Consider the following 22,884-nt stretch of genomic DNA (forward strand, 5'->3'; position numbering starts at 1 on the left):
CCGCCGGCGAGGCACCTAGGCTGCCCGACGTGATCCGGCATGCCATCGACGCCGCCCTCCTGCGACGCAACCCCTACTTGCGCATGGTGCTTGCCCCTGACGGGGTCGCCGACGGGGCGATCGTCGTCGCCGCGGTGCACGCCATCCTTGCGGTCCCCTTTGTCATGGCGGGGGCGGGCGTGCTCGCCGCCGCGAGTCTGATCCTGTCCGGGCTCGTCGGTTGGATCATGCTCAGCGGCCTGGTGTACCTCATCGGGAAGCATGCCCTCGACGGCTATGGGTCGTTTCCCGGCACGATGGCGGCAACCAGCATCGGCCAACCGGTCCTCATCGCCGCGCTGCCGCTTTCGCGACTCATCGACCCTTTCCAGGCGATCCTGGTGGTGTCGATCTGGCTGGTGCTGACGATCTGGGTGGCGGCGCGAGTTGCTCTCGAACTCGACTTCGGCCGCGCCGCCATCGCCGCAGTCGGCGGCTGGTTCGCCTACCTGGTGGTCATCTCGCTCTTCCGGATCTAGCGGACCGCCATCTGCGGCCGGCTACTTCTCCGTTCGCACCGACGACGGCGAGCGCTTCGGTCGATCGGGGCGGGAGTCGACGGGACCGGGTCGCCTCATGATCTGGACCGGAGTGGGTACCTCGTCCTTCTGGTGATGGCGGGTCACCGAGTCGTCGAACAACCACTGGTCGGCCTCCCGGATCGGCCGAAGCTGGTCGAACCAGGTGGCGTTCTCGTCGAACTCCGCGAAGAACGGAACCGCCACCCTTTCCGGGGCCCTCGCCTGGAGGTACTCGAGCACGAACACCTTCTTCCCCGACACCTGGGCGGTTCCGGCCACCCTGATCTTCCCCGGCGTCGCCGACATGGATGGCCCGCGCACGGTCCGGGCGAGGCCTGAGACCTGTCGGTAGGCCCGCCGGAAGATCGTCTGCGCCTCGGCCAGCGGCACCTCGAAGTAGGCCCGCGCCCCCGTGTCGCGCACCACGAACATGTAATACGGCACAAGACCTAGCTGGATCCCGCGCCGCCACAAGTCGGCCCAGATCTCCGGATCCGCGTTGATGTGACGCAGCACCGGGCTCTGCATCCGGATGTTGGTGCCGGTGGAGACGACCCGCCTCGCCGCGTCCTGGGCGATGTCGGTGCCGAGTTCCACCGGGTGGGAGTAGTGCCCCATCAAGGCAACATGCTTGCCGGCGGCCACGATCTCCTCGAAGAGACCGAGGAGGTCGTCGGCATCGTCATCGGTCACGAATCGCTGTGGCCAATACGCCACCGCCTTCGACCCGATCCTGATGCTGGTGAGGTGATCGATCTTCAGGAGAGGCTCGATGTACCGCCGCAATACCCGGGTCTTCATGATGAGCGGGTCGCCGCCCGTGATCAGCACGTCGGTGACCTCAGGGTGTGCGGCCAGATACGAGCCGACCAGTTCGGTGTCGTCGGTGCCGAAGCGAAGTTCCTTCGGGCCCACGAACTGGGCCCACCGGAAACAGAAGGTGCAATACGCGTGGCACGTCTGCCCCCTGTTCGGAAAGAACAGCACCGTCTCGCGGTACTTGTGCTGAATCCCATCGACCGGGGCACACTCGAACTCGGGGACATTGTGCGTCATCTGCCCGGCAGGGTGGGGGTTGAGGGTCGACCGAATCGAGTTCGCGGCCTCCTCCAGAACGGTGCGTTCCGCACCCGAGTCGACCAGCGCGGCCATCGTCTCGAAGTCTTCCTCACTCAGCATCCCCCGCTGGGGAAAGGTGAGCTGGAAGATGGGATCGGCGGGAAGGTTGTCCCAGTCGATCAGTTGATCGACGACGTAGTGGTTGGTCCGAAACGGCAGGACGGTCGCTACGACCCTCACCGCTCGCTGCAGCTCGGGATCGAGTGCCTGCCATTGGGGCAGCCGATCGATGTTCCCGGCATTGATGGCCTTGAACCTGGTGGTCTCGGTCATGGCACCTCCGTCGTTCGACCCGGCGAGTCCGTTCGAACCCGGCGAGAGCGTGCTGAACCGCCATTGTCGCACATGTAGGCGCGGGACGGGGGGCCGCGCTCAAAGGTCCCGCCTCCCGCCTCCCGCAAGAAACGGCCAGCGCTCGAGTGCCGCTACTCCTGCCGCGCGTCGGACCGTCGACCTGGCTCAGAGCAACTTGCCTGCCGGGCGGATCACGGATCGGTCGACTCCCAGGCCTGCGAGCTCCTCGCGGGTGACCCATACGGCTTCGAGTACCTCGGTGTTGGGATTGAGGTCGGCGCCGTCGGCGACAAAGGCGAACCGCACGTCGAAGTGAAGGTGCTCCGGTTGGTCGCCCGATGACCCGAAGCGATGAATGTCGATGTCGACCAGCCTTTCCGTGACCGGATGGAGCCGGGCGATCCCGGTCTCCTCGACGATCTCCCGGCGGGCGGCCTCGAGCAGCGACGGATCACCGGGATCCACATGCCCTCCGGGTTGCACCCAGATCCCCAGCCGGGCGTGATGGATCAGCAACAGCCGGTCGCCGTCCGGATGCACCACGAACCCGCTGGCAGTGAAATGGCCGGGGTCGTACTCGGTGCGCCGGAACGGATCGTGGGCCACCGCAGCGAGGTCGAGCATGCGCACCCGGTAGGCCTGCTCGTCGGGGTCAGAGGGGTCGTAGGCCGTAAGTAGGGAGATCAGCTCTGCGCGGCCGGCCATCTCAAGATGCAATGCGCAATGCGCAATGCGCAAGGCGACCAACCGCATCGCGCGCCGCGCATCGCGCATCGCGCATCGCGGCGAGAGGCGGCCCGGCGCGATCTGGGTAAACGACCCCGATCACCCCCCACCGCCGTTGGCCTCATCACGCCACGCGACCCACCTGTCGAGGAACGCCAGGTCGTAGAGGGGGCCGCCTTTGCCGAAGGTGAGCAAGGTGGCCCCGGCTTCCACCAGGGTATCGCCGACGGAGGGGTCGTCCCACGAGGCCATCCGAATGCCTGCCGAGCGCTCGATCTCCGCTGGATCGCGGCTGACGGCCCGGCAGTGACCGTCGAGCACCTCGTTCTTGTGGCGGATCGTCTCGGCGTCACCGAAGCCGTGCCAGATGTCCGCATGCTCGGCGGTGATCCGAAGGGTGACCTTCTCTCCCCCGCCGCCAACCATGATCGGCATGTCCCGCAGCGGCGGCGGGTTCAACTTTGTGAGCCGCTCCTCGATGATCGGCAGGTCCCGCTTCAGGGCCCGCAGGCGCCCTGGCGCGGTCCCGAACTCGTATCCGAACTCCAGGTAGTCGCGCTCGAACCACCCGGAACCGATGCCGAGAATCACCCGCCCCCCCGAGATGTGATCCACGGTGCGGGCCATGTCCGCCAGCAGGTTCGGATTCCGGTACGAGTTGCAGGTCACCAGCGGGCCGATCTCGACCCGGCTGGTCACCTCGGCGAAGGACGCCAACTGGGTCCAGCACTCGAAATGCGCCCCATCGGGATCGTCGTAAAGGGGGTAGAAGTGGTCCCAGTTGAAGACGATGTCCACCCCGCGCTCCTCAGCTTCGATGGCGGCATCCCGCATCGCCCCATAGGACGCCTGCTGCGGATGCACTTGAAGGGCGAGCCGGATGGGGTACGGGTAGGGAGAGTTCATGAGGTCAGACACTAGGAGAGGAGCGAAAGGCGAAAGGCGAAAGGCGAAACCGCGTCAGTACTTCTCTTGTCTTACCAATCGCCAAATCGCCAATCGCTGGGCGAGCGAAGCAAGGCGCTGCTCACCCCGCTCCAACCTTCAGTCGCTCGGCAAACACTCTCCGCGGGCCGGAGCGGGCGAAGACGGTGAGCACGTCCCCTGCCTCGAGCACGGTGTGGCCGGTGGGGACGATCACCTCGCCGAGGCGTCGCACCGACACCACCGTGCACCCTGCCGGTACGGCCACCTCCCGTATCGGCCTTCCCGCCGCCGTCGAACCACGAGGAATCTCCAAGTCGAAGAAGCGTGCTTCGTCGTCGGGGACCACGATGTCGAGCTCGGCGGTGTCGCCGGCGTGGAGACGCTCGTCCAGTTGGGCTCCCACCCCGGGGCGGGCGAAGACGGTGAGGACGTCGTCGTGCCGCAGCCTGGTGTTCCCGTCGGGTACCAGCACCTCCAACCCCCTTCTGACCGACACGACCGTGGCCCCGCCCGGAACCGGCAATTCCTTGAGAAGTCGCCCGTCGGCGACCGAACCGGGGGTGATACGCACCTCGTGGAAGTCGGCGCCGGCGGCCACCCTCGCCTGGAGGCGGGAACGGCCCAGGTCGTGATCGATCTCCTGCCCGAGAGCGATGTGATAGGCCTTGACGGCGTCCTCGCGGCGGAACATCGCAATCAGCCGACCCGGATCGTCGTCGGCGACGACCGGGATCCGTCCGATGCCGACCGAGGCCATCCGCTCCAGTACCTGCGACACCGGTGTCGCCGGGGTGACCGTGACCGGGCGCGGCGTCATGGCGTCGGCCGCGGTCACCGAGTCGGACGGGCCACCAGTCCGAACGATGTCGCTGACTGTGAGCACGCCCACCAGGCGCCCGCCGTCGACCACCGGGACACCGTGGAGGCGGTTCTCGTCCATCAGTCGCTGGACCTCGGCGGTCGTCGCGGAAACCTCCGCGGCGACAGGGGTGCGATCCACGATCTCCGCCACCGTCACGGTGTCGAGAAGATCCACCTCGCTCCGTCTGGTGAGGGTGATCCCCATCTTCCGTAGCGCCATCGAGTAGACGCTGTCGCGGTGCACCCGGTCGGCGAGGAAGGTCGCCAGTGAGGCAGCCAGCATCAGGGGCAAGACCAGGCCGTAGTCCTGGGTGATCTCGAACACGATCAGGATCGAGGTCAACGGGGCCCGGGCGACCGCGGCGAAGGTCGCCGCCATCCCGACCACAGCGAATGAGCCGGGCTCGAGGGTCGAAACGGTCCAGAACGGGGCGACGAGGTCGGTGAACCCGGCCCCGAGTGCCGCACCGATGAAAAGACTGGGCATGAAGGCGCCGCCCGACCCGCCCGAACCCAGTGTGAGGGCGGTCGCCACGATCTTGGCGAGGGCGATGCCGAGGACGGCGTACCAGACGATCGAGTCGGTGGTGAGGAGGCCGAGCAGACCCCGCACGTAGTCCTGCCCGGTACCGAGGATCCGGGGCTCGAAGAACCCGATACCGGCCACCAGCAGCCCCAGCACCACCGGCCCCACCCAGGCGCGCCTCGGCTTCCCCACCGAGTCCGCGGCATGGATCGCCCGCAGGAACAGCCAGCCAACGAGGGCGGCGAGCACCCCGAGCAGCGCATACAGGATGAGCTCGCGCGGGTCGCGGACCCGGTGGGGGAACGAGCGGAGGATCAGTTCCTCACCCACGATCGATCGAGTGGTCACCGCGGCCGACACCGAGGCCACCACCACTGCATTCAGATGGCGGATGGCAAAGTTGCCGAGGATCACTTCCATCGCAAACAGCATCCCGGCGATGGGTGCGTTGAACGAGGCCCCGATGGCCGCCCCGGCGCCTGCAGCCACCAGACTCCGCACCCGGTCTTCTCCGAGGCCAGTGTGCCGGGCGATCGAAGATCCGATCGATGCTCCCACCTGGACGATCGGACCCTCCCGACCGGCCGATCCGCCGCTACCGACGGTGAGGGCGGTGGTCAGGATCTTGAGAGGGGCAGATCGCGTAGGCAGATAGCCGGACCGCACCGCCAGAGCAGCCGCCGCCTCGGGCACGCCATCGCCCGCCACTTCCGGGGCGAAGCGACGGGCAATGGCCCACGCGAGCAACAGGCCGAGCGGCACAGTTCCGAGAAAGATCAGCTGGGGTGTATCGAGTGACTCACCGGCCCACTCGATGATTTCCGCAATGCCCTCGATCGCCCCGATGAGGCCGGCCGCCGCCAGGCCGACGATCACCCCGACCGCCACCGAAAGGGCAAGAAACACTGCAGCGCCCCTGCGTTGCAAAGCCGAGACGAGCATCCCCCAGAGGCGACGAAGCATCAGGGGACGATAACGCCCGGTCCCGGGGTGCACCCGACAGCCCGGTAGGCGTCAGACAATGGACGGAGGGGGGTCGGCTCTCTCAGCGGCAGGGATGCAAATCGCCGCAGCGGTGGTACCGCAGGTACACCAGGTTCTCTTGATCGATCCCCTGCTCTTCGAGGGATGCGCGGATGGGGGCGTTGAGGGTGTCGTCGATCATCGACCAGGGCGCGAGCATCACCCCGAGACCATCCTTGCGCAAACAGGTCTCACCCAGGCCACACACCCGGGTGGTCCACCCGTCGCCGCGCAGACTTTCGGCGACTTCTTCGATGACTTGATCAGCGGGGACACCCGGTTGATCGAGGACGAGGCCGTACCCGTCGCACTCCGAGGCGTCACAAGTCGAATGTGAATCCACCACCTCGATGCCGCCCGGCAGGACGAGAAGTTCGACGTCGGGCAGTGTGGGCCGGTCGTCGGCGATGACTGCAGCCACCATCGAGGTGGCGACGATGAGAAAGCTGCCCAGCATCAGCACCCCGATGACCAGCATCGAGGCGGGGAGAGTGCGAGTCTCATCGATCAAAGTCACGCGCTCCGACCCGCGACGGGCGACCCCAGGCGTACGCGAGGATCAGCGGTCCAGAGTGCCATCGAGCTGAAGGCTCAGACGAGCTCGACGACTGCCATTTCGGCGCCATCACCCCGCCGCGGCCCGAGGCGCACGATCCGGGTGTAACCGCCAGGCCGCTCGGCATACCGGGGGGCGACCATGTCGAATAGGCGAGTGACGACTTCGGTGTCCTCGATGTCGGCGAGCACCATGCGGCGGGCATGGAGCGAGCCGGTCCGAGCCTTGGTGATCAGCTTCTCGGCATAGGGCCGCAGCATCTTTGCCTTGGCGACGGTGGTGGTGACCCGCTCATCCCAGATGAGCTCCTTGGCAAGGTTGCTCAGGATGTGCTTCTGATGGGTGGCGTCACCGCCGAGCCGGGGACCCTTCTTGGGGCGAGGCATCAGGCGCTGACTTCCTGGTCCCGCGCCGAGGCCAGCGACAAGCCGAGCTCGTCGAGCTTGGCCGCCACTTCTTCGAGGCTCTTCTGTCCGAAGTTGGTGATGTTGAGCAGGTCTTCCTCGGTCCGCAGCACCAGCTCGCCCACCGTCTGGATCTGGGCGCGGCGCAGGCAGTTGCGAGGACGCTCGGAGAGGTCGAGGGCCTCGATCGGAAGGTCCAGGTCCGGCGAGCTCGACTCGGCCGTCACCACATCGCCCAACTCGAGCCCGACCCCCTCGCCGAAATCGGCGAAGAGCCCCATCAACTCGTTCAGCGTCTTGCCGGCCGACGAGATCGCCTCGCGGGGGGTGGCCGACCCGTCGGTGTGGATGTCGATGATGAGCTTGTCGAAGTTCGTCATCTGCCCCACCTGGGTGTTGCCGACCGTGTACGCCACCTTGCGCACCGGCGAGAAGATCGAGTCGATGGGGATCACGCCGATCCCTTCGCCGCGATTGTTCTTGTCGGCGCTGCGGTAGCCGACCCCGCGCTCGGCGGACATCTCGATCTCGAGCTTGCCCGACGACGAGAGCGTTGCGAGGTGATGGTCGGGGTTGACGATCTCCACCCCGGCCGGGGCCTTGATGTCGCCGGCGGTGATTTCGCCCTTGCCCTTGGCGGTCAGATAGAGCACCTGAGGCCCGTCGACATCGATGCGGAGGACCACCTGCTTGAGGTTGAGGATGATGTCGACCACGTCCTCGGTTACCCCGGTGACGGTGGCGAACTCATGCTGCACCCCCTCGATGCGGACGCTGGTGATGGCCGCACCCGGGATGCGGGCCAGCAGCGTGCGCCGCAGGGTGTTCCCCAGCGTGTAGCCGAAACCTGGTTCGAGCGGCTCAACGATGAAACGCGAGCGGTCGTCGTCGACGACTTCTTCCTCGATCTGTGGACGCTGGACGATCAACACGGTTCGGGCCCCTTACTTCGAGTACAGCTCGACGATCAGCTGCTCCTGGACCTGGGTGTCGATTTGCACCCGGCTCGGGAGGCTGGTGATTGTGATCTTGCGCGCATCGGGTTCAACGTCCATCCATTCGACCTGGCTCCGAGAGCCCGAGGTATCGATGGCATGCTGGACAGCAATCATTTGCTTGCTGCGGTCCCGAATGGTGACCACGTCGCCGGGGCGCACCCGGTATGAAGGAATGGTGACCCTCCGCCCGTTCACGCTGAAGTGGCCGTGGGCGACGAGCTGGCGCGACTGGGCCCGCGACTCGGCGAACCGGGCGCGGTACACGACGTTGTCGAGACGGCTCTCGAGGATGCGGAGGAGGTTCTCGCCGGTGATGCCCTTCTGGCGGGCGGCCTCGCGGTAGTAGCCACGGAACTGCTTCTCGAGCACGCCGTAGATGCGGCGGGCCTTCTGCTTCTCGCGCAGCTGGATGAGGTACTGGGTCTCACGGATGCGGCCGCGGCCGTGCTCACCCGGCGGATACGGCTTGCGCTCGACGGCGCACTTGCTCGACTCGCAACGCGCCCCCTTGAGGAACAACTTGGTGCGCTCACGGCGGCAGAGTCGGCAGACGGGTCCGATGTACCGTGCCATCAGCTACCCCGCCGCTTCTTGAGGCGGACGCCGTTGTGGGCCATCGGGGTGATGTCTTTGATCCCGGTGACCTCCATGCCCATGGTCTGGAGCGTGCGGACCGCGGTGTCCCGGCCGGATCCCGAACCACGGACGATCACGTCCACCTTGCGCATCCCGAACTCGCCGGCACGGCGGGCGGCCTGCTCGGCAGCCACCTGCGCGGCGTACGGCGTCGACTTCCTCGAGCCCTTGAAGCCGACGGTCCCCCCGGAGGTCCATACGATGGTGTTGCCCTCGAGGTCGGTGATGTTGATGATCGTGTTGTTGAAACTGGCGGTGATGTGCGCCTCACCATGGAGGATGTTCCGCCGTTCCCGCCGGCGTACCGGCTTCTTCTTATCGGCCAAGAGATCGACTCCTCACTGCCCTACTTCGTGACCTTCTTCTTGCCCGCAATCGCCTTGCGCGGACCCTTGCGGGTACGAGCATTGGTGTGCGTGCGCTGGCCCCTGACGGGGAGGCCGCGCCGGTGGCGGACTCCCTGATAGGTGCCGATTTCGACCTTGCGCTTGATGTTCTGTGCCACCTCGCGCCGCAGGTCGCCCTCGACCCGGAAATTGGCGTCGATGTACTGGCGGATCTTGGAGACCTCGTCATCGGTGAGGTCGCGGACCTTGGTGTCCTGGTTGATGCCCAGATCGACGCAGGTTGCCCGCGATGCGGTGCGCCCCACTCCGAAGATGTATGTCAGCCCGATTACCACCCGCTTGTCGCGGGGAAGGTCGACGCCGGAGATTCTTGCCACTTAGTTCACCCCTGCCGCTGCTTGTGGCGCGGATTCGGACAGATCACCCAGACCCGCCCCCGGCGTCGGATGATGCGACATTTCTCGCACATCTTCTTGGCGCTCGGGCGTACCTTCACGGGCTCTTCTCTCCTGCGGCGGCGTCATCGGGCACGCTCAGACCCATTGATTGGGTTTGGGGGGTCCCGACGAACGACACCGATCCGGTTCACTCGTCAGCGGTCCTGAATCGACTAATGCTGTCCAGTACCTGTAAACACACCAAAGGGGCCCCGAAGGGCCGGACCGGAAGAGTACCGCGGGCGCAGAACAAGGACAAGTTCGGGAAAGTGGGTCGGCACCCCGCGGAATCGGGGGTTTCAGGCAGCGACCGGATTGACCACCAATGAGGTTGCCAGGCCGCCCGAGAGATGGACGCTTCCATGAGGAGTCGTCACCAGGCACCCTCCGTCGTCGCCCACCGCCAGCAGGGTCACCAATGCCCCCTCCCCCAGGCCCTCCTCGATGAGGAATGACCGAATCGCCGCGTCGTGCGGGCCCCGGATCACGATCCCCGAATCGCCCACGGCCATTTCGGACACCGCGATCTCACGGCTACGGGACACGCTGACGCCCTCATCGCGAGGGATCGGCTTGCCCGAAGGGCCGACGGTCGGATCGCCCAGGAACTCCGCCAACCGACCGGCGACGTCCGCCGGAGTGACATGCTCGAACTCGCAAGCCACCGCGTCCGCCGCACTCGGCGTGAGGCCGAGATGCTCCGCGAGAAAAAGCGCCCACAGTCGCCGGCGGCGGAGGATCACCCGGGCGACAGCATCCCCATCGGGAGTGAGGCGAACGCCCTTGTACGGGGTGTAGGTGAGCAGCCCCCGCGCCTCGAGTTTCTTGATCATCTCGTTGGCGGCGACCTTCGAGACCGCCATCGCCTTGGCGAGATGGGGCACTGGGACCGGATCGAGCTGCCCGTCTTCGACGGCCATGGCGACCGTGATGAGGTACATCTCCTCGCTCTCGGTGGTCACGTCGGTGCCCGACGTGGCCTCGCTCTTCGCCATATTGCCGTCTCCCGGAGGAAGGCAATCAGGGTAGTCGCGAGCCCTCTGAGCCTCGTCCCCCCAGACGCGGTAAGCGCCGCATTGGTGCGGCGCTTACCGATCACTTGGTACTCCAGCCGTCACCCAGCGGGTTCGTCCGTGGGTACGGTGACGTTCACGTCGCCGCCGTTGGAGTCCTCGCGGATCACGGTGAAATACAGCACCGCGCTCAGGATGAGCACGACGATCACTGCGAGGACGACGACCACACCACTACTGGACGATTCGACGACCACGGTGTCGTGATGACGATCTGACATATTGGGTTCCTTTCGCACTTGCGGTTCGTCGAGTTACCCCGGCGAAGGCGGTCCGAAACCCAGTCGAGGGCGACGCACTTCCGTTCCCCAATGGGCTATTTCGCCGCTCGAGATGCGTCACGCGCACCCGGTGAGGCGCAGAGCATGGCCGCGCCGCCAGTACTCCACGAGTCGCTGCCTGGGGTGGCCCGATGGTTGCAGCACGCCGAAGCGTCTGAGGTAAGCACGCCCGCCCGAAGGTTTGGCATGAGGCACGCGCCGGATGAGGGCGCGTGAGCCGGTTTCGGGGAACCGTCGAGCGATTCGGTATCGTCTCAACGCATATGCGGTATCGCCGTGCTGCCCTCTCGGGCCTTGCCTCGTGGCTACTCGTGTTGGGAATGCTCGCCTTCGCCCCACCGGCCTGGGCGTGCTCGTGCCTTCGGATCGATCCGGTGCAGGGCCTTGCTGAGTTTCCGGCCGCGTTCGTCGGGACATTCATCACGAAGACAGACTCGGGCGGCTTCGAAGCGATGTACACCTTCCAGGTCGAGCAGTGGGTGAAGGGCGACCTGGGCCCCATTGTCGAGGTCCGGGCACATTCCCAGGGCTCTGCTTGTGGATATGAGTTTCTGCCCGGCCGTCGCATGGCGTCGTTCCTCAGAATCGAGGACGGCACTCCGACCGGCGGGCTCTGCCTGACGGTGGACCCTGATGTGTTAGTTCGGGCGACCGAGCCGATGACGTTCGACGGCGTGGGGCCGCCCCACCTTCTCGTCGCCGGCCCCTTTGCTACGAGCACTCATCTCGTGCTCGACGCCGACGGTGGACTTCTCGTCCCAATTGGCAAGACGCCCGACGGCAATGAGTATGGCTACCTCGATCGCCCCCGGGCCTTCAGACCGTGTCCGGGGGGCCGCCTCATCGTGGAAGAGTGGTCCTGGCGTCTGGACGTGCGCGACCTCAAAACCCTCGAAGTGGTCTCCACGGTCGATTTGCACGGCTTCTCGGACGAGATCGGCCTCACCGATGTCGAGTGTCGGACTGAGGACGCCTCGAGCATTCTTCTACTTGGCGACGAATGGACGGGAAATCGCTCCCTGGCACGCGTGTATGAAGCGGTGCCCAACCCAATTCCCCTATTCGAGGTCCCGTACGCCAACGGCGACCTAGGCCCAACCGTCGTTGTCCTCCAGGACGAGGATGAACAAGGAGCCGATGTTTGGCTGGTCGCCGACGAGGCAGCGGGGCCGTTTCTGGTGCACCACATCGATCGCGGCGACTCCAATTACGCAGGCATCATCGCCGCCTCTGAGAGTCCCACCGGCGGGACTGTCGCCGTCCTGGATATCAGGTACCCCGAGGGCGGTGGGACCTCAACGTCGAACCTCGTCCTCTACAACACCGAGGGCACCGAGTTGCGTCGGCGCACCTTCGAGGAGACGGAGATCAGTGCCCTCCAATGGCTCGACGGAGGCCGGCTTCTGCTCCACCACTACAGCGATGAGACGGACGGGGCGCGGGTCACCGTTCTCGATGCCACAACACTCGAATCGATCGCCGAGATCGACGATTGGCCGGCTTTCCGGACGGTTGCCGACGGCGACGTTCTCTACGGAGTCTGGGAAGGGCACCTGGATCGCGTCGATCTCAACACCGGAGTGATCGAGCACCTGACCGTGTTCAGCAGTCCGGTACACGGACCCGTCGCGATCCTGCCGGTCGGCTCGACGCCGCCAATACAAGAAATCGGGCCGGCGCCCGCGACAGCGTCGACGGTCCCACCCGCAACGACGACCCCCCTCAGTGCCACCCCGGTAGCCGCGGGGGAAGGCAGCGACGACTCCTCGCCGCGGCCCTGGATCTTCTTCGGCCTGGTTCTGGTTCTCGCCGCCGGCATCACGGGCACACTCATTGCCCGTCGCACGTCGTCGGCATTCCCACAGGACAACGACGATGATCCCCCAGGGGGCGCTCGCCTCTAGAGGAGGGTCAGCACCTCGGGGCCTTCGGCGGTGATCGCCACCGTGTGTTCCCAATGGGCCGACAGGGCTCCGTCGGCGGTGACCACCGTCCACCCGTCATCCAGTGTCCTGGTTTCGCCCGTCCCGAGATTGAACATCGGCTCGATGCAGATCCCCATGCCTTCACGCAGCCGCAATCCCTTGCCCGGATGGCCGTAGTTGAGAACCTGGGGATCCTCATGCATCTGCAGGCCGATCCCGTGCCCGGTGTGGCTGCGAACCACCCCGTAGCCGTGCTTCTCAGCGACTTCGGAGATCGCAACGCCGATGTCCCCCAGCCGGGTGCCGGCGGTCGACATCTCGATGGCCACCCACATCGCCCTCTCGGTGACTTCGATCAGTTGGGCAGCCTCGTCGGCGATCTCACCGATCGGGAAGGTGATGGCGGCATCGGCATGCCAGCCCTCGAAGATGGCCCCGGCGTCCACCGACAGGATGTCGCCGTCCTTGAGCGTGCGCTCCGAGGGGATGCCGTGGACGATCTCCTCGTTCACCGACAAGCAGGTGTTCGCCGGGAACCCGTGATAGTTGAGAAAGTTCGGGGTGCACCCACCGTCGGCGATGATCGTGGCGGCGATCCGGTCGAGTTCGATCAGGGACACCCCGGGCGCCGCCGCCTCGCGCAACGCCTCGTGGATCCGGGCGACCACTCTGCCGGCTCGCCGCATGCGGGCGAAGTCCTCCGGCTTCTTGATCGTGATCATTCGGCGAGAACCTCGACGATGCGGCAGAGCACCTCAGCGATCTCACCGACCCCGTCGACATACCGCACCACTCCGCGACGCTCGTAGAGGTCGAGCAGCGGCGCAGTCTGCTCGCGGTAGACCGCCAGCCGGGTTCGGGTCACCTTCGCCGTATCGTCGCTTCTGCCCCGCGCCAGCATTCGCGCCACGATCTCGTCTTCCGGGGCGTCGATCACCAACACGGTGTCGACCGTCCGGTCGCCGAGGATGCTGTCGAGGGCGGCCGCCTGAGCGGGGTTGCGGGGGAAGCCATCGAGCAGCCAGCCACAGGCCGCATCGTCACGGGAGAGCCGGTCGGCGACCATCGCCACCACGATCTCGTCCGACACCAACTCACCGGAGTCCATGATCTCTTTGGCGAGCACCCCGAGCTCGGTTCCCCCGTCGACGTGCTCGCGCAACATGGCGCCGGTCGACACATGAGGGATCCCCAGAGCCCGACACAGCACCTCGGCCTGGGTGCCCTTGCCGGCCCCGGGGGGGCCAAGGATGAGGAGGTTCCGGCCCATCTATCCGACCTTCTGCGAGTACTCGCACCCGCTTGCCCGCAATGCGCAATGCGCAATGCGCAAACCGGCACGGCCACCCTCTTGCTGGAGGCTGGAGGCTGGAGGCTGGAGGCTGCGTGAGGCCGAAGGCCTCACGTCAGGAACCCCTCGTAATTCCTCATCATCAGCTGGCTTTCGATCTGTTTCATCGTCTCGAGGGCGACGCCGACGACGATCAGGATCGAGATGCCTGAGAACCCCAGGTTGAGGCCGAAGAGGATCGCCACGATCGAGGGCAGCACCGCCACGCTGGCCAGGAACAACGAACCCGGCAGGGTGATCCGGCTGAGGATGTGCTCGAGGTACCTGGTCGTCTGTGAGCCAGGGCGGATGCCGGGGATGAACCCGCCCTGACGCTGGATCATGTCGGACTGGCGCGCCGGGTCGAACTGAATGGCCGTGTAGAAGTAGGTGAAGAACACGATCAGCAGCCCGAAAAGGACCACGTACCACCACGACTGGCCGCTCACCAGGTTGTTGTCGATGAACCTGCGGACCGGCCCGAAGAAGCCGGAGGCGGGGATCGACGATGCGACCAGGGCGGGAAAGTAGAGCACGCTCGAGGCGAAGATCACCGGGATCACCCCGGCGGTGTTGACTTTCAGGGGGATGTAGGTGCTCTGGCCACCCAGCATCCGCCGCCCCCTGACCCGCTTGGAGAACTGGATCGGGATCCGCCGCTGGCCCTGGTCGACGAAGATGATGCCCGCCGTCATCAGCAGGAACATCGCTACGACGGCCCAGTACTTGATGTTGGCGTAACCCCCGGTCGACGTGGCCAACACCGCGAACTGCGCCGGGATCTGGCTAACGATGCTCACGAAGATGATCAGCGACATGCCGTTGCCGACGCCGCGCTGGCTGATCTGCTCCCCCAGCCACATGATGAACGCCGTCCCGGCAGTCAGGGTGATCACGATGATGAGCACCCGTCCCGGGGTGTAGTTGGGCACCAGGTCGATGCCCCCGGTCAGCACACCGTTGTGGAACAGGAAGGTGAGGCCGGTCGACTGGAGAAGCGCCAGCACGATCGTCACGTACCGAGTCCACTGGGTGATGACCTTGCGTCCGGTCTCACCCTCTTCCTGCAGCGTTTGCAGGCGAGGGATGACGACCGCGAGGAGCTGCATGATGATCGACGCGGTGATGTAGGGCATGATCCCCAGCGAGAACACCGAGAAGACCTCGAGGGCGCCACCGGAGAAGAGGTTGAGCAGACCGACGATGCCGCCAGCCTCGGCCTGGTCGGCGAACTCCTGGACCCGGTCCAGATCGACCCCGGGTACCGGGATGGCGGCCCCCAGGCGATAGACCGCAAAGATCCCCAGCGTGAAGAAGATCTTCTTCCGGAGGTCCCGAATCCGGAACATGTTTCTGAAAACGGAGAGCATGGGCTTGATGGGTCCTTGTGGTTCTGAACGACTCTATCCGGGACAGGTCTCCCCGTCCCCCAGTCTCCAGTTCGCTCTTGCTGGTGACTGGCGACTGGTGACTGGCGACTACTCGATAACTTCCACCGTGCCGCCGGCGGTTTCGATCCGTTCTACTGCACCGACGCTGAAAGCGTGCGCCCGCACCGTCAGATTGCGGTCGAGGGCGCCCTGGCCGAGCACCTTGACCATGCCGCGCTTCTTGACGAGCCCCGCCCCACGCATCTCGTCGGGGCCGACGGTGGAACCCTTGGCGAAGCCATTGAGGCGCTCCACGTTGACGACGGCGTAGTCGACCTTGTTGCGGTTCTTGAAGCCCTTGAGCTTGGGAAGGCGCCGATAGATCGGCATCTGCCCACCCTCGAACCAGGCGGGCACCTTGTTGCGAGCCTTGGTGCCCTTGGTGCCGCGGCCGGCGGTCTTGCCACCGTGGCCGCCTTCGCCGCGGCCCACCCGGGTGCGCGCCGTCTTCGAGCCGGGGGACGGCTTCAGGTGATGGAGCTTCATGCCTCTTCGACCTCCACGAGATGGGCGACCTGGGCGATCAGGCCCCGGACGCTGGCGCTGTCGGGGCGCTCGGTGACCTGGTTGATCTTGCGCAGGCCAAGGGTGCGCACCGCGGCACGGGTCTTCGGCTTCTCGCCGATGGTGCTGCGGGTCAGGGTGATCTTCAGACTTGCGTTCTTGGCCATGATGTCTCCGATCAGGAACCGGGCTTCGCAGCCCGGCCGAGCTCGGTGGACCGATACGCGGCGAGCAGGGCCGGAGGCGTGATCTCTTCGGGGGTCTTCCCGCGACGCTTGGCGACGCGGTCGGGACGATGCTGCGACATGAGGGCGTCCATCGTCGCCTTGGCCACGTTCACGTGGGTGGGCGAACCGAGGCTCTTGGCAAGGACGTCGCGGATGCCCGCAGCCTCGAGGATCTGACGCACCGCCCCACCGGCGATGACCCCGGTTCCTGGAGCGGCCGGCTTGATGAGAACCCGGGAGGCGCCCTGGGTGCCGATCACGGTGTGGATGATCGTCGTCCCTGCCATGGGCACGGGCTTCATCGCCTTGCGAGCCACCTGGATGCCCTTTTCGATCGCGGTCGGGACTTCCTTGGCCTTGCCGTAACCGATGCCCACTTTGCCGTTGCCGTCGCCGACGGTGACGAGCGCGGTGAATGAGAACCGACGGCCACCGCCGACGACCTTGGCCACGCGGTTGATGTGGATGACCCGCTCGTCGAACTGCGACGCCTCGGAACCGCGGGAATCCCGGCCTCCGCCTCTGTTGTCTCTACGCGTGGTCAAAACTCCAAACCCTCCTCGCGCGCCGCGTCGGCCAGCGCCTTGATGCGGCCGTGGTAGAGGAACCCGCCCCGGTCGAACAGCACCGACTTGATGCCGGCGTCTTTCGCCCGTGAACCGATGAGCTTGCCGACCTCAGCCGCCGTCTCAACAGTCAGCTTGCGGTCGCGCAGGCCCGGCTCCTGCGACGAGGCGCTGGCCAGCGTGCGGCCCACCTCGTCATCGATGATCTGCACATAGACGTACCGGTTGCTCCGGTACACCGCGAGGCGCGGCCGGTTGGCCGTGCCATGGATACGACGCCGGACACGATAGTGGCGGCGGCGGCGGGCGTCGGCACGTGAACCTCTCATCGCGCCGTCGCCCCGGACTTGCCGGCCTTGCGCCGCACGACCTCGTCGGAGTACCGGATTCCCTTGCCCTTATAGGGCTCGGGCGGACGGACCCCACGGATGTCGGCGGCCACCTGGCCCACCAATTCCTTGTCGATACCCCGCACGATGACGCGAGTCGGCTCGGGCACCTCGAACTCGATGCCGTCGGGGGCGGTGATCTTCACCGGATGCGAGAAGCCGACCAGGAGTTCGAGGGTGTTCCCCTGGAGACTCGCCCGGTAGCCGACGCCCACCGTGAGCAAATCCTTCTGGAAACCGGTCGACACCCCGACCACCATGTTGTTGAGGAGAGCCCGGCTCAGGCCGTGGAGGGCCTTGGACTCACGCTCATCGTCCTTGCGGGCCACGGTGACCACGCCCTCGGCGACCTCGAAAGCGACCCGGTCGCTGAAGATGCGACGCAAGGTGCCCTTCGACCCCTTCACCGTGATCTCGGATCCGGCGACGGACACATCCACTCCGGATGGCACGGTCACCGGGGACAGACCGATGCGACTCATCACCACACCTCGCAGACGATCTCGCCGCCGAGGCGACGGCGGCGCGCTTCACGGTCGGGAAGCAGCCCCTGGGAGGTGGAGACGACGGCGACCCCGAGGCCCCCGTTGACGCGGGGCAGGGTGTCGGCACCCGAATAGATCCGGCGGCCCGGCTTGGAGATGCGGCGCACGCCCTCGAGCACCCGGGCCCGATCCGATGTGTAGCGGAGCTTGATGTCGAGCGTCTTGTGAACGCCGGCGGCCCGCACCTCGTAACCATCGATGTAGCCCTCGGCCACGAGGATCTTGGCAATCTCCTCTTTGAGCTGCGACGAGGGCATGGTGACGCGTTCGTGAAGCGCCATGTTGGCGTTACGAATGCGGGTCAGCATGTCGGCGACGGGGTCGGTCATCATGGGTTACCACGAAGCCTTTCTCACGCCGGGGAGCTCGCCACGGTGCGCCAACTGGCGGACGCATAGGCGGCACATTCCGAACTTGCGGAGGAACGCCCGGGGCCGGCCGCAACGCCCGCACCGGTTGTAGGCGCGGGACTTGAACTTCGGCTTCCGGTTCGCCCTGACGACTTGTGACTTCTTGGCCATTCTTATGCACCTGCCTGCTGGGTCTGGGGGCGCCGGAACGGGAATCCAAAGGCCTCGAGCAGCGCCTGGGCGCCCTCGTCGTCCCTTGCCGTCGTGCAGATGGTGATGTCCATGCCGCGCACCTTGTTCACTTTGTCGAAATCGATCTCAGGAAAGATCAGCTGCTCGGTGACCCCGAACGTGTAGTTGCCCCGACCGTCGAACGATCGGGGATTGAGGCCCCGGAAGTCACGGATGCGGGGGATGGCCACCGCGATCAGCCGATCGAAGAACTCCCACATCCGATCGCCCCGCATGGTCACCGAGGCACCAATGGGCATGCCCTCGCGAAGCTTGAAGTTGGCCACCGACTTGCGGGCCTTATTGACCTTCGGCTTCTGCCCGGTGATGGCGGCAAGGTCCTCGACTGCGGCGTCGATGATCCCCTTGTCGTTGATGGCCTCACCCAGGCCCATGTTCACCACGATCTTGGTCAGGCGGGGAATTTCCATCGGGTTGGCGATGCCGAGCTCTTCCTTCACCTGGGCGGCGAGGGTGTCGGCGTAGATCTGCTTGAGACGGGGGGTCACAGGTCACCCCCGCACTTGGCGCAGACGCGCCGCTTGTGACCATCGGCGTCGAGGCGATGGGCGATCCGGGTAGGCCCATCGGTCGGGCAAAGGATCATCACGTTGGACGCATCGATCGGCATGTCCTTGTCGACGATGCCGCCCTGCATGGTCTGGCCTTTGGGCTTGCTGTGGCGCTTTGCGGTGGCCACGCCCTCGACGATGATCTTGCCCGTAGACGGGAACACTTGGGAGACACGCGACTCCTTGCCCTTGTCCTTGCCGGACACGACGACGACGCGGTCGTCCTTGCGGATCTCCATCAGATCACCTCCGGGGCGAGAGAGACGATCCGCATGAACTTCTTGTCGCGCAACTCACGGCCAACCGGCCCAAAGATGCGGGTACCGCGGGGCTGCTGCTGCTCGTTGAGGATCACACATGCGTTGTCGTCGAAGCGGATGTAGGTGCCATCGGCGCGGCGTCGCTCCTTGTGGGTGCGGACCACTACGGCCTGGACCACTTCACCGCGCTTGACCGTGCCGCCGGGGATGGCGTCTTTGACGGTGGCAACGATGACGTCGCCGATTCCTGCGTAGCGACGGCCGGAGCCGCCCAGCACGCGAATGCAGAGGACTTCACGGGCACCCGTGTTGTCGGCCACCTTGAGGCGCGATTCCTGGCCGATCATCTCGCCCTCTCCACGATCTCGATGACACGCCACCGCTTCGTCTTCGACAGCGGACGCGTCTCCATCACCTTCACCGTGTCGCCGACCCGAGCCTCATTCGCCTCGTCATGGGCATGGAGGCGCTTCGAGGAGCGAACGGTCTTCTGATACATCACGTGACGGGTCGAATCGGCGATCTCCACGGTCACGGTCTTGTCCCGGCCGTCGGAGATGACGATCCCCGTCCGAATCTTGCGGGTGGCGCGATCAGTCATCGCCCTGCTCCTTGATCTCGTAGTAGGCCTCGATCTCCTGCTCGCGCATGATCGTGGCGATGCGGGCGGCCTCGCGACGAATCGTCCGCAGTCGGGCGGTGTTGTCCAGCTGGTTGGTGGCCACCTGGAAACGGAGGTTGAAGAGCTCTTCCTTGGCTGCGTCGAGCTTTCCCTTGAGCTCGTCGTAGGGGAGGTCGCGCAGGTCGGCGGGCTTCACTGCTCCTCCCTCTTCACGAACTTGGTGCGGATCGGCAGCTTGTGACCGGCGAGACGCATGGCCTCGCGCGCCAGGTCCTCCGGCACGCCGGCCAGTTCGAACATCACCCGGCCGGGGCGCACCACGGCCACCCAGAACTCGGGGTTGCCCTTGCCGGATCCCATGCGGGTCTCGGCCGGCTTCTGGGTCACCGGCTTGTGCGGGAAGATGTTGATCCAGACCTTGCCGCCACGCTTGATGTAGCGAGTCATGGCGACTCGGGCGGACTCGATCTGGCGCGAGGTGATCCACCCCGGCTCGAGCGCCTGGAGGCCGTAGTCGCCAAAGTAGACCTGGGTACCACCCTTGGCGGCACCACGCATGTGGCCCCGCTGTTCCTTGCGCCACTTGGAGCGCTTGGGCATCAACATGGGCTACTCCTGCTCCTCTTCAGCAACGGCGGAGTCGGCGGTCTCGGCGGCGGTCTCGGCCTCCGTGGCGGCCGCGGCGACGTTCTTCTCTTCGAGCACGATGTCTTCGTCGGACACGTCGAGCGTCTCCCCGGCGGTCTCACGCTCCTCCTCGAGATCGGAGAGGGCGGATTCGGCGTCGACGCGACGGGTGGGCCCAGGCTCGGGCCGACGGCCGCCACCGGCCTCGACCAGGCGCTTGCCGCCACCGGCCTCGACCAGGCGCTTGCCGCCACCGGCCTCGATGAGCCCGCGGGGGCGCTCGCCGGCTGCCTGCTCGGCCCGCGCCTTAGCCGGGGCACGGCGCGAAGCCGGTCCTCCGGTGGCCAGCGCGGCCTCGGCGGCGATCTTCTCGCGCGTCGCCGACAGCGACGGCACGACGTCGCCCTTGTAGACCCAAACCTTGATTCCGATGGAGCCGACGGTGGTGGCGGCTGTGGCGAGGCCGAAGTCGACGTCGGCGCGGAGGGTCTGCAGCGGAACCCGACCCTCGCGGTACCACTCACGGCGACCCATGTCGGAGCCGCCGAGGCGGCCGGAGGCCTGCACCCTTACGCCCTGGGCGCCCGCCTTCATCGCCGTCTGGACGGCACGCTTCATCGCCCGGCGGAAAGACACCCTGCCCTGGAGTTGGTCGGCGATACCACGCGCCAAGAGCTGCGCATCTGTCTCAGGATCCTGCACCTCGATCACGTTGATCTTGATCTCGCGCTTGGTGAGGCTCTCGAGCATGGTACGGAGACGGTCCACTTCGGTGCCGCTGCGGCCGATCACCACGCCGGGGCGGGCGGTGTGGATGTCGATCTGAACCTTCTTGTCGCCGATCCGCTCGATCTCGACGCGCGACACCGCACCACGCTGCATCTCGTCGGAGAGCAGCTTGCGGATCCGGGCATCCTCGAGCACCTGCGATGCGTAGTCCTTCTCGCTGTACCAGCGCGACTTCCAGTCGGTGACGATGCCGAGGCGGAGCCCGTACGGGTGGATCTTCTGGCCCATTAGGACTCCTCTGCGTTTCTCTGGTCGCCAACCACGATCGTGATGTGGCTGGTCCGCTTCAAGATCTGGGTGGCGCGGCCGCGGGCGCGTGCCTTGATGCGCTTGAGGGTCGGCCCCTCATCGGCGAAGGCCTCGACGACGCGGAGTTCGGCTGCGTCGAGGGCATGGTTGTGGAAGGCGTTGGCGATGGCCGACTCGAGAACCTTCCGAACCGGATCGGCGGCGCGGCGGTTGGTGAAGTCGAGCACCTGGCGGGCCTCCTCCACCGGCAAGCCACGGACGATGTCGAGCACTTGCCGGACCTTGAAGGGTGACTGCCGGATGTACGAGGCGCGGGCTTGCACGTTCATTGCTTCCTCGCTGCACGGGCACCCGCGTGGCCGCGGAAGGTACGGGTGGGGGCAAACTCGCCGAGTTTGTGCCCCACCATCGACTCGGTGATGTACACCGGCACGTGCTTGCGCCCGTCGTGGACGGCCAGCGTCTGGCCGACCATCTCGGGAATGATCGTGGACCGACGGCTCCAGGTGCGAATGACGCGCTTGTCCCCGCTCTTGGCGGCACGCTCGACCTTGGCGACGAGGTGCTGATCCACAAAGGGACCCTTCTTCAGGCTCCGTGCCATCGGCTACCTCTTCCCCTTCTTCGAACGGCGTCGGACGATCAACTTGTCGCTCCCCTTGTTCTTCTTCCGGGTGCGACCCTCCGGCTTGCCCCAAGGGCTCACCGGGTGGCGGCCACCGCTCGACTTACCTTCGCCGCCCCCCAGGGGGTGGTCGACGGGGTTCATCGCCACACCGCGGCTCTGCGGACGAACGCCCTGCCAGCGCTTCTGACCCGCCTTGCCGCTCTTGACCAACTCCGCTTCCGGGTTGCCCACCTGCCCGACGGTTGCCCGGCAGTCGAGGGGCACGTTGCGAATCTCTCCCGAGGGGAGCCGAAGCAGGGCGAACCCGGCCTCTTTGGCGATCAACTGGATCGAGGTCCCCGCGGAGCGACCGAGCTTGGCACCGCCGCCGGGCCTCATCTCGACAGCATGCACCAGAGTTCCTGCCGGGATGTTCCGCAGCGGGAGGGCGTTGCCGGGCTTGATCTCCGCCCCCGGCCCCGACTCCACCCGGTCACCAACGGTGAGGCGGAGCGGCGCGAGGATATACCGCTTCTCCCCGTCGTGGTAATTGAGCAGGGCGATGCGGGAGTTCCGGTTCGGGTCGTACTCGATCGAGGCGACGCTGGCGGGTATCCCGTCCTTGTTGCGGCGGAAGTCGATGATGCGATAACGCCGCTTGTGGCCCCCGCCGCGGTGCCGCGAAGTGACCCGCCCGTAGGAGTTGCGGCCACCGGTACCGGCCTGCTTGTCGATGAGGCTCTTCTCGGGCGTGCTGGTGGTGACGTCGGAGAAATCCGAAACAGTCCGAAACCGCCGCCCCGGCGAAGTGGGTTTGTACTTCTTAACGGCCATCAGAAAGTCTCCAGTCTCCAGTCTCCAGTCTCCAGTCCATCAGCGGTTCTGCTGGTGAC

Annotated in this window: 35 protein-coding genes; 2 read left to right on the forward strand and 33 right to left on the reverse strand. The window is 66.1% G+C overall.

Annotated elements, in window-relative coordinates:
- The first annotated feature begins 29 nt into the window (after positions 1-29).
- Complete coding sequence (locus tag WD184_10040; GenBank protein ID MEX0827073.1) at positions 30-518, forward strand: hypothetical protein; 489 nt, start codon at positions 30-32, stop codon at positions 516-518.
- A 21-nt stretch (positions 519-539) separates the two neighbouring features.
- Here WD184_10040 and WD184_10045 read toward each other — a convergent pair whose 3' ends face one another.
- From WD184_10045 to WD184_10105, 13 genes are all read right to left on the reverse strand, one after another.
- A complete protein-coding gene (locus WD184_10045; protein MEX0827074.1) occupies positions 540-1,952 on the reverse strand; it encodes a lysine 2,3-aminomutase in 1,413 nt (470 codons plus the stop codon).
- A gap of 186 nt (positions 1,953-2,138) precedes the next feature.
- Positions 2,139-2,678, reverse strand: a complete 540-nt coding sequence (locus tag WD184_10050) for an NUDIX hydrolase (protein ID MEX0827075.1) — start codon at positions 2,676-2,678, stop codon at positions 2,139-2,141.
- A gap of 120 nt (positions 2,679-2,798) precedes the next feature.
- Complete coding sequence (locus WD184_10055; GenBank protein MEX0827076.1) at positions 2,799-3,605, reverse strand: LLM class F420-dependent oxidoreductase; 807 nt, start codon at positions 3,603-3,605, stop codon at positions 2,799-2,801.
- Between the two features lie 121 nt (positions 3,606-3,726).
- Entirely contained in the window at positions 3,727-5,976 is a 2,250-nt protein-coding gene (locus WD184_10060; GenBank protein ID MEX0827077.1) for a chloride channel protein, read from the reverse strand.
- Between the two features lie 82 nt (positions 5,977-6,058).
- Positions 6,059-6,553, reverse strand: coding sequence for a hypothetical protein (locus WD184_10065; GenBank protein MEX0827078.1), 495 nt, complete (start codon positions 6,551-6,553; stop codon positions 6,059-6,061).
- Positions 6,554-6,627: 74 nt separating this feature from the next.
- Positions 6,628-6,978, reverse strand: a complete 351-nt coding sequence (gene rplQ, locus WD184_10070) for a 50S ribosomal protein L17 (GenBank protein ID MEX0827079.1) — start codon at positions 6,976-6,978, stop codon at positions 6,628-6,630.
- A complete protein-coding gene (locus WD184_10075; protein ID MEX0827080.1) occupies positions 6,978-7,928 on the reverse strand; it encodes a DNA-directed RNA polymerase subunit alpha in 951 nt (316 codons plus the stop codon). Before WD184_10075 ends, rplQ begins: the two co-directional genes overlap by 1 nt.
- A gap of 12 nt (positions 7,929-7,940) precedes the next feature.
- Positions 7,941-8,567: a 30S ribosomal protein S4 gene (rpsD, locus tag WD184_10080; protein MEX0827081.1), complete on the reverse strand. Its 627-nt coding sequence runs from the start codon at positions 8,565-8,567 to the stop codon at positions 7,941-7,943.
- Positions 8,567-8,956, reverse strand: a complete 390-nt coding sequence (gene rpsK / locus WD184_10085; protein ID MEX0827082.1) for a 30S ribosomal protein S11 — start codon at positions 8,954-8,956, stop codon at positions 8,567-8,569. The genes rpsD and rpsK overlap by 1 nt, the downstream gene beginning before the upstream one ends.
- Positions 8,957-8,976: 20 nt before the next feature.
- On the reverse strand, positions 8,977-9,354 hold the full coding sequence (rpsM, locus tag WD184_10090; GenBank protein ID MEX0827083.1) for a 30S ribosomal protein S13: 378 nt from the start codon (positions 9,352-9,354) through the stop codon (positions 8,977-8,979).
- 5 nt (positions 9,355-9,359) lie between these two features.
- Entirely contained in the window at positions 9,360-9,473 is a 114-nt protein-coding gene (rpmJ, locus tag WD184_10095; protein MEX0827084.1) for a 50S ribosomal protein L36, read from the reverse strand.
- A gap of 240 nt (positions 9,474-9,713) precedes the next feature.
- Positions 9,714-10,409 (reverse strand): metal-dependent transcriptional regulator, encoded by a 696-nt coding sequence (locus WD184_10100; GenBank protein ID MEX0827085.1) that lies wholly within the window; start codon positions 10,407-10,409, stop codon positions 9,714-9,716.
- Positions 10,410-10,528: 119 nt separating this feature from the next.
- Positions 10,529-10,708, reverse strand: coding sequence for a hypothetical protein (locus WD184_10105; protein MEX0827086.1), 180 nt, complete (start codon positions 10,706-10,708; stop codon positions 10,529-10,531).
- 323 nt (positions 10,709-11,031) lie between these two features.
- Here WD184_10105 and WD184_10110 point away from each other — a divergent pair, with 323 nt between their 5' ends.
- Positions 11,032-12,672, forward strand: a complete 1,641-nt coding sequence (locus WD184_10110) for a hypothetical protein (GenBank protein MEX0827087.1) — start codon at positions 11,032-11,034, stop codon at positions 12,670-12,672.
- Here the strand turns inward: WD184_10110 and map are convergent.
- The 20 genes from map to rplB all read right to left on the reverse strand — a co-directional run bounded on the left by map (position 12,669) and on the right by rplB (position 22,825).
- Positions 12,669-13,415: a type I methionyl aminopeptidase gene (gene map, locus WD184_10115; protein MEX0827088.1), complete on the reverse strand. Its 747-nt coding sequence runs from the start codon at positions 13,413-13,415 to the stop codon at positions 12,669-12,671. The genes WD184_10110 and map overlap by 4 nt on opposite strands.
- The gene (locus tag WD184_10120; protein ID MEX0827089.1) at positions 13,412-13,963 is read right to left on the reverse strand and encodes an adenylate kinase; all 552 of its coding nucleotides are present in this window, start codon (positions 13,961-13,963) and stop codon (positions 13,412-13,414) included. Before WD184_10120 ends, map begins: the two co-directional genes overlap by 4 nt.
- 131 nt (positions 13,964-14,094) lie before the next feature.
- The gene (gene secY / locus WD184_10125; GenBank protein MEX0827090.1) at positions 14,095-15,393 is read right to left on the reverse strand and encodes a preprotein translocase subunit SecY; all 1,299 of its coding nucleotides are present in this window, start codon (positions 15,391-15,393) and stop codon (positions 14,095-14,097) included.
- Between the two features lie 108 nt (positions 15,394-15,501).
- Positions 15,502-15,939: a 50S ribosomal protein L15 gene (rplO, locus tag WD184_10130; GenBank protein MEX0827091.1), complete on the reverse strand. Its 438-nt coding sequence runs from the start codon at positions 15,937-15,939 to the stop codon at positions 15,502-15,504.
- Entirely contained in the window at positions 15,936-16,124 is a 189-nt protein-coding gene (gene rpmD, locus WD184_10135) for a 50S ribosomal protein L30 (GenBank protein ID MEX0827092.1), read from the reverse strand. The genes rplO and rpmD overlap by 4 nt, the downstream gene beginning before the upstream one ends.
- Positions 16,125-16,135: 11 nt before the next feature.
- Positions 16,136-16,729: a 30S ribosomal protein S5 gene (gene rpsE / locus WD184_10140; protein ID MEX0827093.1), complete on the reverse strand. Its 594-nt coding sequence runs from the start codon at positions 16,727-16,729 to the stop codon at positions 16,136-16,138.
- Positions 16,726-17,079: a 50S ribosomal protein L18 gene (gene rplR / locus WD184_10145; protein MEX0827094.1), complete on the reverse strand. Its 354-nt coding sequence runs from the start codon at positions 17,077-17,079 to the stop codon at positions 16,726-16,728. Before rplR ends, rpsE begins: the two co-directional genes overlap by 4 nt.
- Complete coding sequence (gene rplF / locus WD184_10150) at positions 17,076-17,621, reverse strand: 50S ribosomal protein L6 (protein ID MEX0827095.1); 546 nt, start codon at positions 17,619-17,621, stop codon at positions 17,076-17,078. The genes rplR and rplF overlap by 4 nt, the downstream gene beginning before the upstream one ends.
- Positions 17,621-18,016, reverse strand: coding sequence for a 30S ribosomal protein S8 (rpsH, locus tag WD184_10155; GenBank protein MEX0827096.1), 396 nt, complete (start codon positions 18,014-18,016; stop codon positions 17,621-17,623). Before rpsH ends, rplF begins: the two co-directional genes overlap by 1 nt.
- A 3-nt stretch (positions 18,017-18,019) precedes the next feature.
- Complete coding sequence (locus WD184_10160) at positions 18,020-18,205, reverse strand: type Z 30S ribosomal protein S14 (GenBank protein ID MEX0827097.1); 186 nt, start codon at positions 18,203-18,205, stop codon at positions 18,020-18,022.
- 2 nt (positions 18,206-18,207) lie between these two features.
- Positions 18,208-18,774 (reverse strand): 50S ribosomal protein L5, encoded by a 567-nt coding sequence (rplE, locus tag WD184_10165; protein ID MEX0827098.1) that lies wholly within the window; start codon positions 18,772-18,774, stop codon positions 18,208-18,210.
- Complete coding sequence (gene rplX / locus WD184_10170; GenBank protein ID MEX0827099.1) at positions 18,771-19,076, reverse strand: 50S ribosomal protein L24; 306 nt, start codon at positions 19,074-19,076, stop codon at positions 18,771-18,773. Before rplX ends, rplE begins: the two co-directional genes overlap by 4 nt.
- The gene (rplN, locus tag WD184_10175) at positions 19,076-19,444 is read right to left on the reverse strand and encodes a 50S ribosomal protein L14 (GenBank protein ID MEX0827100.1); all 369 of its coding nucleotides are present in this window, start codon (positions 19,442-19,444) and stop codon (positions 19,076-19,078) included. Before rplN ends, rplX begins: the two co-directional genes overlap by 1 nt.
- A complete protein-coding gene (gene rpsQ / locus WD184_10180; protein ID MEX0827101.1) occupies positions 19,441-19,698 on the reverse strand; it encodes a 30S ribosomal protein S17 in 258 nt (85 codons plus the stop codon). The genes rplN and rpsQ overlap by 4 nt, the downstream gene beginning before the upstream one ends.
- Positions 19,691-19,915, reverse strand: coding sequence for a 50S ribosomal protein L29 (rpmC, locus tag WD184_10185; protein MEX0827102.1), 225 nt, complete (start codon positions 19,913-19,915; stop codon positions 19,691-19,693). The genes rpsQ and rpmC overlap by 8 nt, the downstream gene beginning before the upstream one ends.
- Positions 19,912-20,325, reverse strand: a complete 414-nt coding sequence (gene rplP, locus WD184_10190; GenBank protein MEX0827103.1) for a 50S ribosomal protein L16 — start codon at positions 20,323-20,325, stop codon at positions 19,912-19,914. Before rplP ends, rpmC begins: the two co-directional genes overlap by 4 nt.
- A 3-nt stretch (positions 20,326-20,328) precedes the next feature.
- Complete coding sequence (gene rpsC / locus WD184_10195; protein ID MEX0827104.1) at positions 20,329-21,363, reverse strand: 30S ribosomal protein S3; 1,035 nt, start codon at positions 21,361-21,363, stop codon at positions 20,329-20,331.
- Positions 21,363-21,713, reverse strand: coding sequence for a 50S ribosomal protein L22 (gene rplV / locus WD184_10200; protein MEX0827105.1), 351 nt, complete (start codon positions 21,711-21,713; stop codon positions 21,363-21,365). The genes rpsC and rplV overlap by 1 nt, the downstream gene beginning before the upstream one ends.
- Positions 21,710-21,988: a 30S ribosomal protein S19 gene (gene rpsS, locus WD184_10205; protein MEX0827106.1), complete on the reverse strand. Its 279-nt coding sequence runs from the start codon at positions 21,986-21,988 to the stop codon at positions 21,710-21,712. Before rpsS ends, rplV begins: the two co-directional genes overlap by 4 nt.
- A 3-nt stretch (positions 21,989-21,991) precedes the next feature.
- Positions 21,992-22,825: a 50S ribosomal protein L2 gene (rplB, locus tag WD184_10210; GenBank protein MEX0827107.1), complete on the reverse strand. Its 834-nt coding sequence runs from the start codon at positions 22,823-22,825 to the stop codon at positions 21,992-21,994.
- Between the last annotated feature and the right edge of the window lie 59 nt (positions 22,826-22,884).

Source organism: Acidimicrobiia bacterium (assembly GCA_040878325.1).
GTDB lineage: Bacteria > Actinomycetota > Acidimicrobiia > Spongiisociales > UBA11373 > JAUYIV01.

Coding starts and splice junctions, on each gene's coding strand:
- WD184_10160 (MEX0827097.1), bottom strand. CDS start 18,205: ATGGCCAAGAAGTCACAAGTCGTCAGGGCGAACCGGAAGCCGAAGTTC.
- map (MEX0827088.1), bottom strand. CDS start 13,415: ATGATCACGATCAAGAAGCCGGAGGACTTCGCCCGCATGCGGCGAGCC.
- rplN (MEX0827100.1), bottom strand. CDS start 19,444: ATGATCGGCCAGGAATCGCGCCTCAAGGTGGCCGACAACACGGGTGCC.
- WD184_10120 (MEX0827089.1), bottom strand. CDS start 13,963: ATGGGCCGGAACCTCCTCATCCTTGGCCCCCCCGGGGCCGGCAAGGGC.
- rplQ (MEX0827079.1), bottom strand. CDS start 6,978: ATGCCTCGCCCCAAGAAGGGTCCCCGGCTCGGCGGTGACGCCACCCAT.
- rpsC (MEX0827104.1), bottom strand. CDS start 21,363: ATGGGCCAGAAGATCCACCCGTACGGGCTCCGCCTCGGCATCGTCACC.
- WD184_10100 (MEX0827085.1), bottom strand. CDS start 10,409: ATGGCGAAGAGCGAGGCCACGTCGGGCACCGACGTGACCACCGAGAGC.
- rpsQ (MEX0827101.1), bottom strand. CDS start 19,698: ATGACTGATCGCGCCACCCGCAAGATTCGGACGGGGATCGTCATCTCC.
- rplO (MEX0827091.1), bottom strand. CDS start 15,939: ATGAAGCTCCATCACCTGAAGCCGTCCCCCGGCTCGAAGACGGCGCGC.
- WD184_10050 (MEX0827075.1), bottom strand. CDS start 2,678: ATGGCCGGCCGCGCAGAGCTGATCTCCCTACTTACGGCCTACGACCCC.
- WD184_10055 (MEX0827076.1), bottom strand. CDS start 3,605: ATGAACTCTCCCTACCCGTACCCCATCCGGCTCGCCCTTCAAGTGCAT.
- rplB (MEX0827107.1), bottom strand. CDS start 22,825: ATGGCCGTTAAGAAGTACAAACCCACTTCGCCGGGGCGGCGGTTTCGG.
- rplV (MEX0827105.1), bottom strand. CDS start 21,713: ATGAACGTGCAAGCCCGCGCCTCGTACATCCGGCAGTCACCCTTCAAG.
- rplR (MEX0827094.1), bottom strand. CDS start 17,079: ATGAGAGGTTCACGTGCCGACGCCCGCCGCCGCCGCCACTATCGTGTC.
- WD184_10105 (MEX0827086.1), bottom strand. CDS start 10,708: ATGTCAGATCGTCATCACGACACCGTGGTCGTCGAATCGTCCAGTAGT.
- rpsH (MEX0827096.1), bottom strand. CDS start 18,016: ATGATGACCGACCCCGTCGCCGACATGCTGACCCGCATTCGTAACGCC.
- WD184_10110 (MEX0827087.1), top strand. CDS start 11,032: ATGCGGTATCGCCGTGCTGCCCTCTCGGGCCTTGCCTCGTGGCTACTC.
- WD184_10060 (MEX0827077.1), bottom strand. CDS start 5,976: ATGCTTCGTCGCCTCTGGGGGATGCTCGTCTCGGCTTTGCAACGCAGG.
- rpsD (MEX0827081.1), bottom strand. CDS start 8,567: ATGGCACGGTACATCGGACCCGTCTGCCGACTCTGCCGCCGTGAGCGC.
- WD184_10045 (MEX0827074.1), bottom strand. CDS start 1,952: ATGACCGAGACCACCAGGTTCAAGGCCATCAATGCCGGGAACATCGAT.
- rplP (MEX0827103.1), bottom strand. CDS start 20,325: ATGTTGATGCCCAAGCGCTCCAAGTGGCGCAAGGAACAGCGGGGCCAC.
- secY (MEX0827090.1), bottom strand. CDS start 15,393: ATGCTCTCCGTTTTCAGAAACATGTTCCGGATTCGGGACCTCCGGAAG.
- rplX (MEX0827099.1), bottom strand. CDS start 19,076: ATGGAGATCCGCAAGGACGACCGCGTCGTCGTCGTGTCCGGCAAGGAC.
- rpmD (MEX0827092.1), bottom strand. CDS start 16,124: ATGGCCAAGAACGCAAGTCTGAAGATCACCCTGACCCGCAGCACCATC.
- rplF (MEX0827095.1), bottom strand. CDS start 17,621: ATGAGTCGCATCGGTCTGTCCCCGGTGACCGTGCCATCCGGAGTGGAT.
- rpsS (MEX0827106.1), bottom strand. CDS start 21,988: ATGGCACGGAGCCTGAAGAAGGGTCCCTTTGTGGATCAGCACCTCGTC.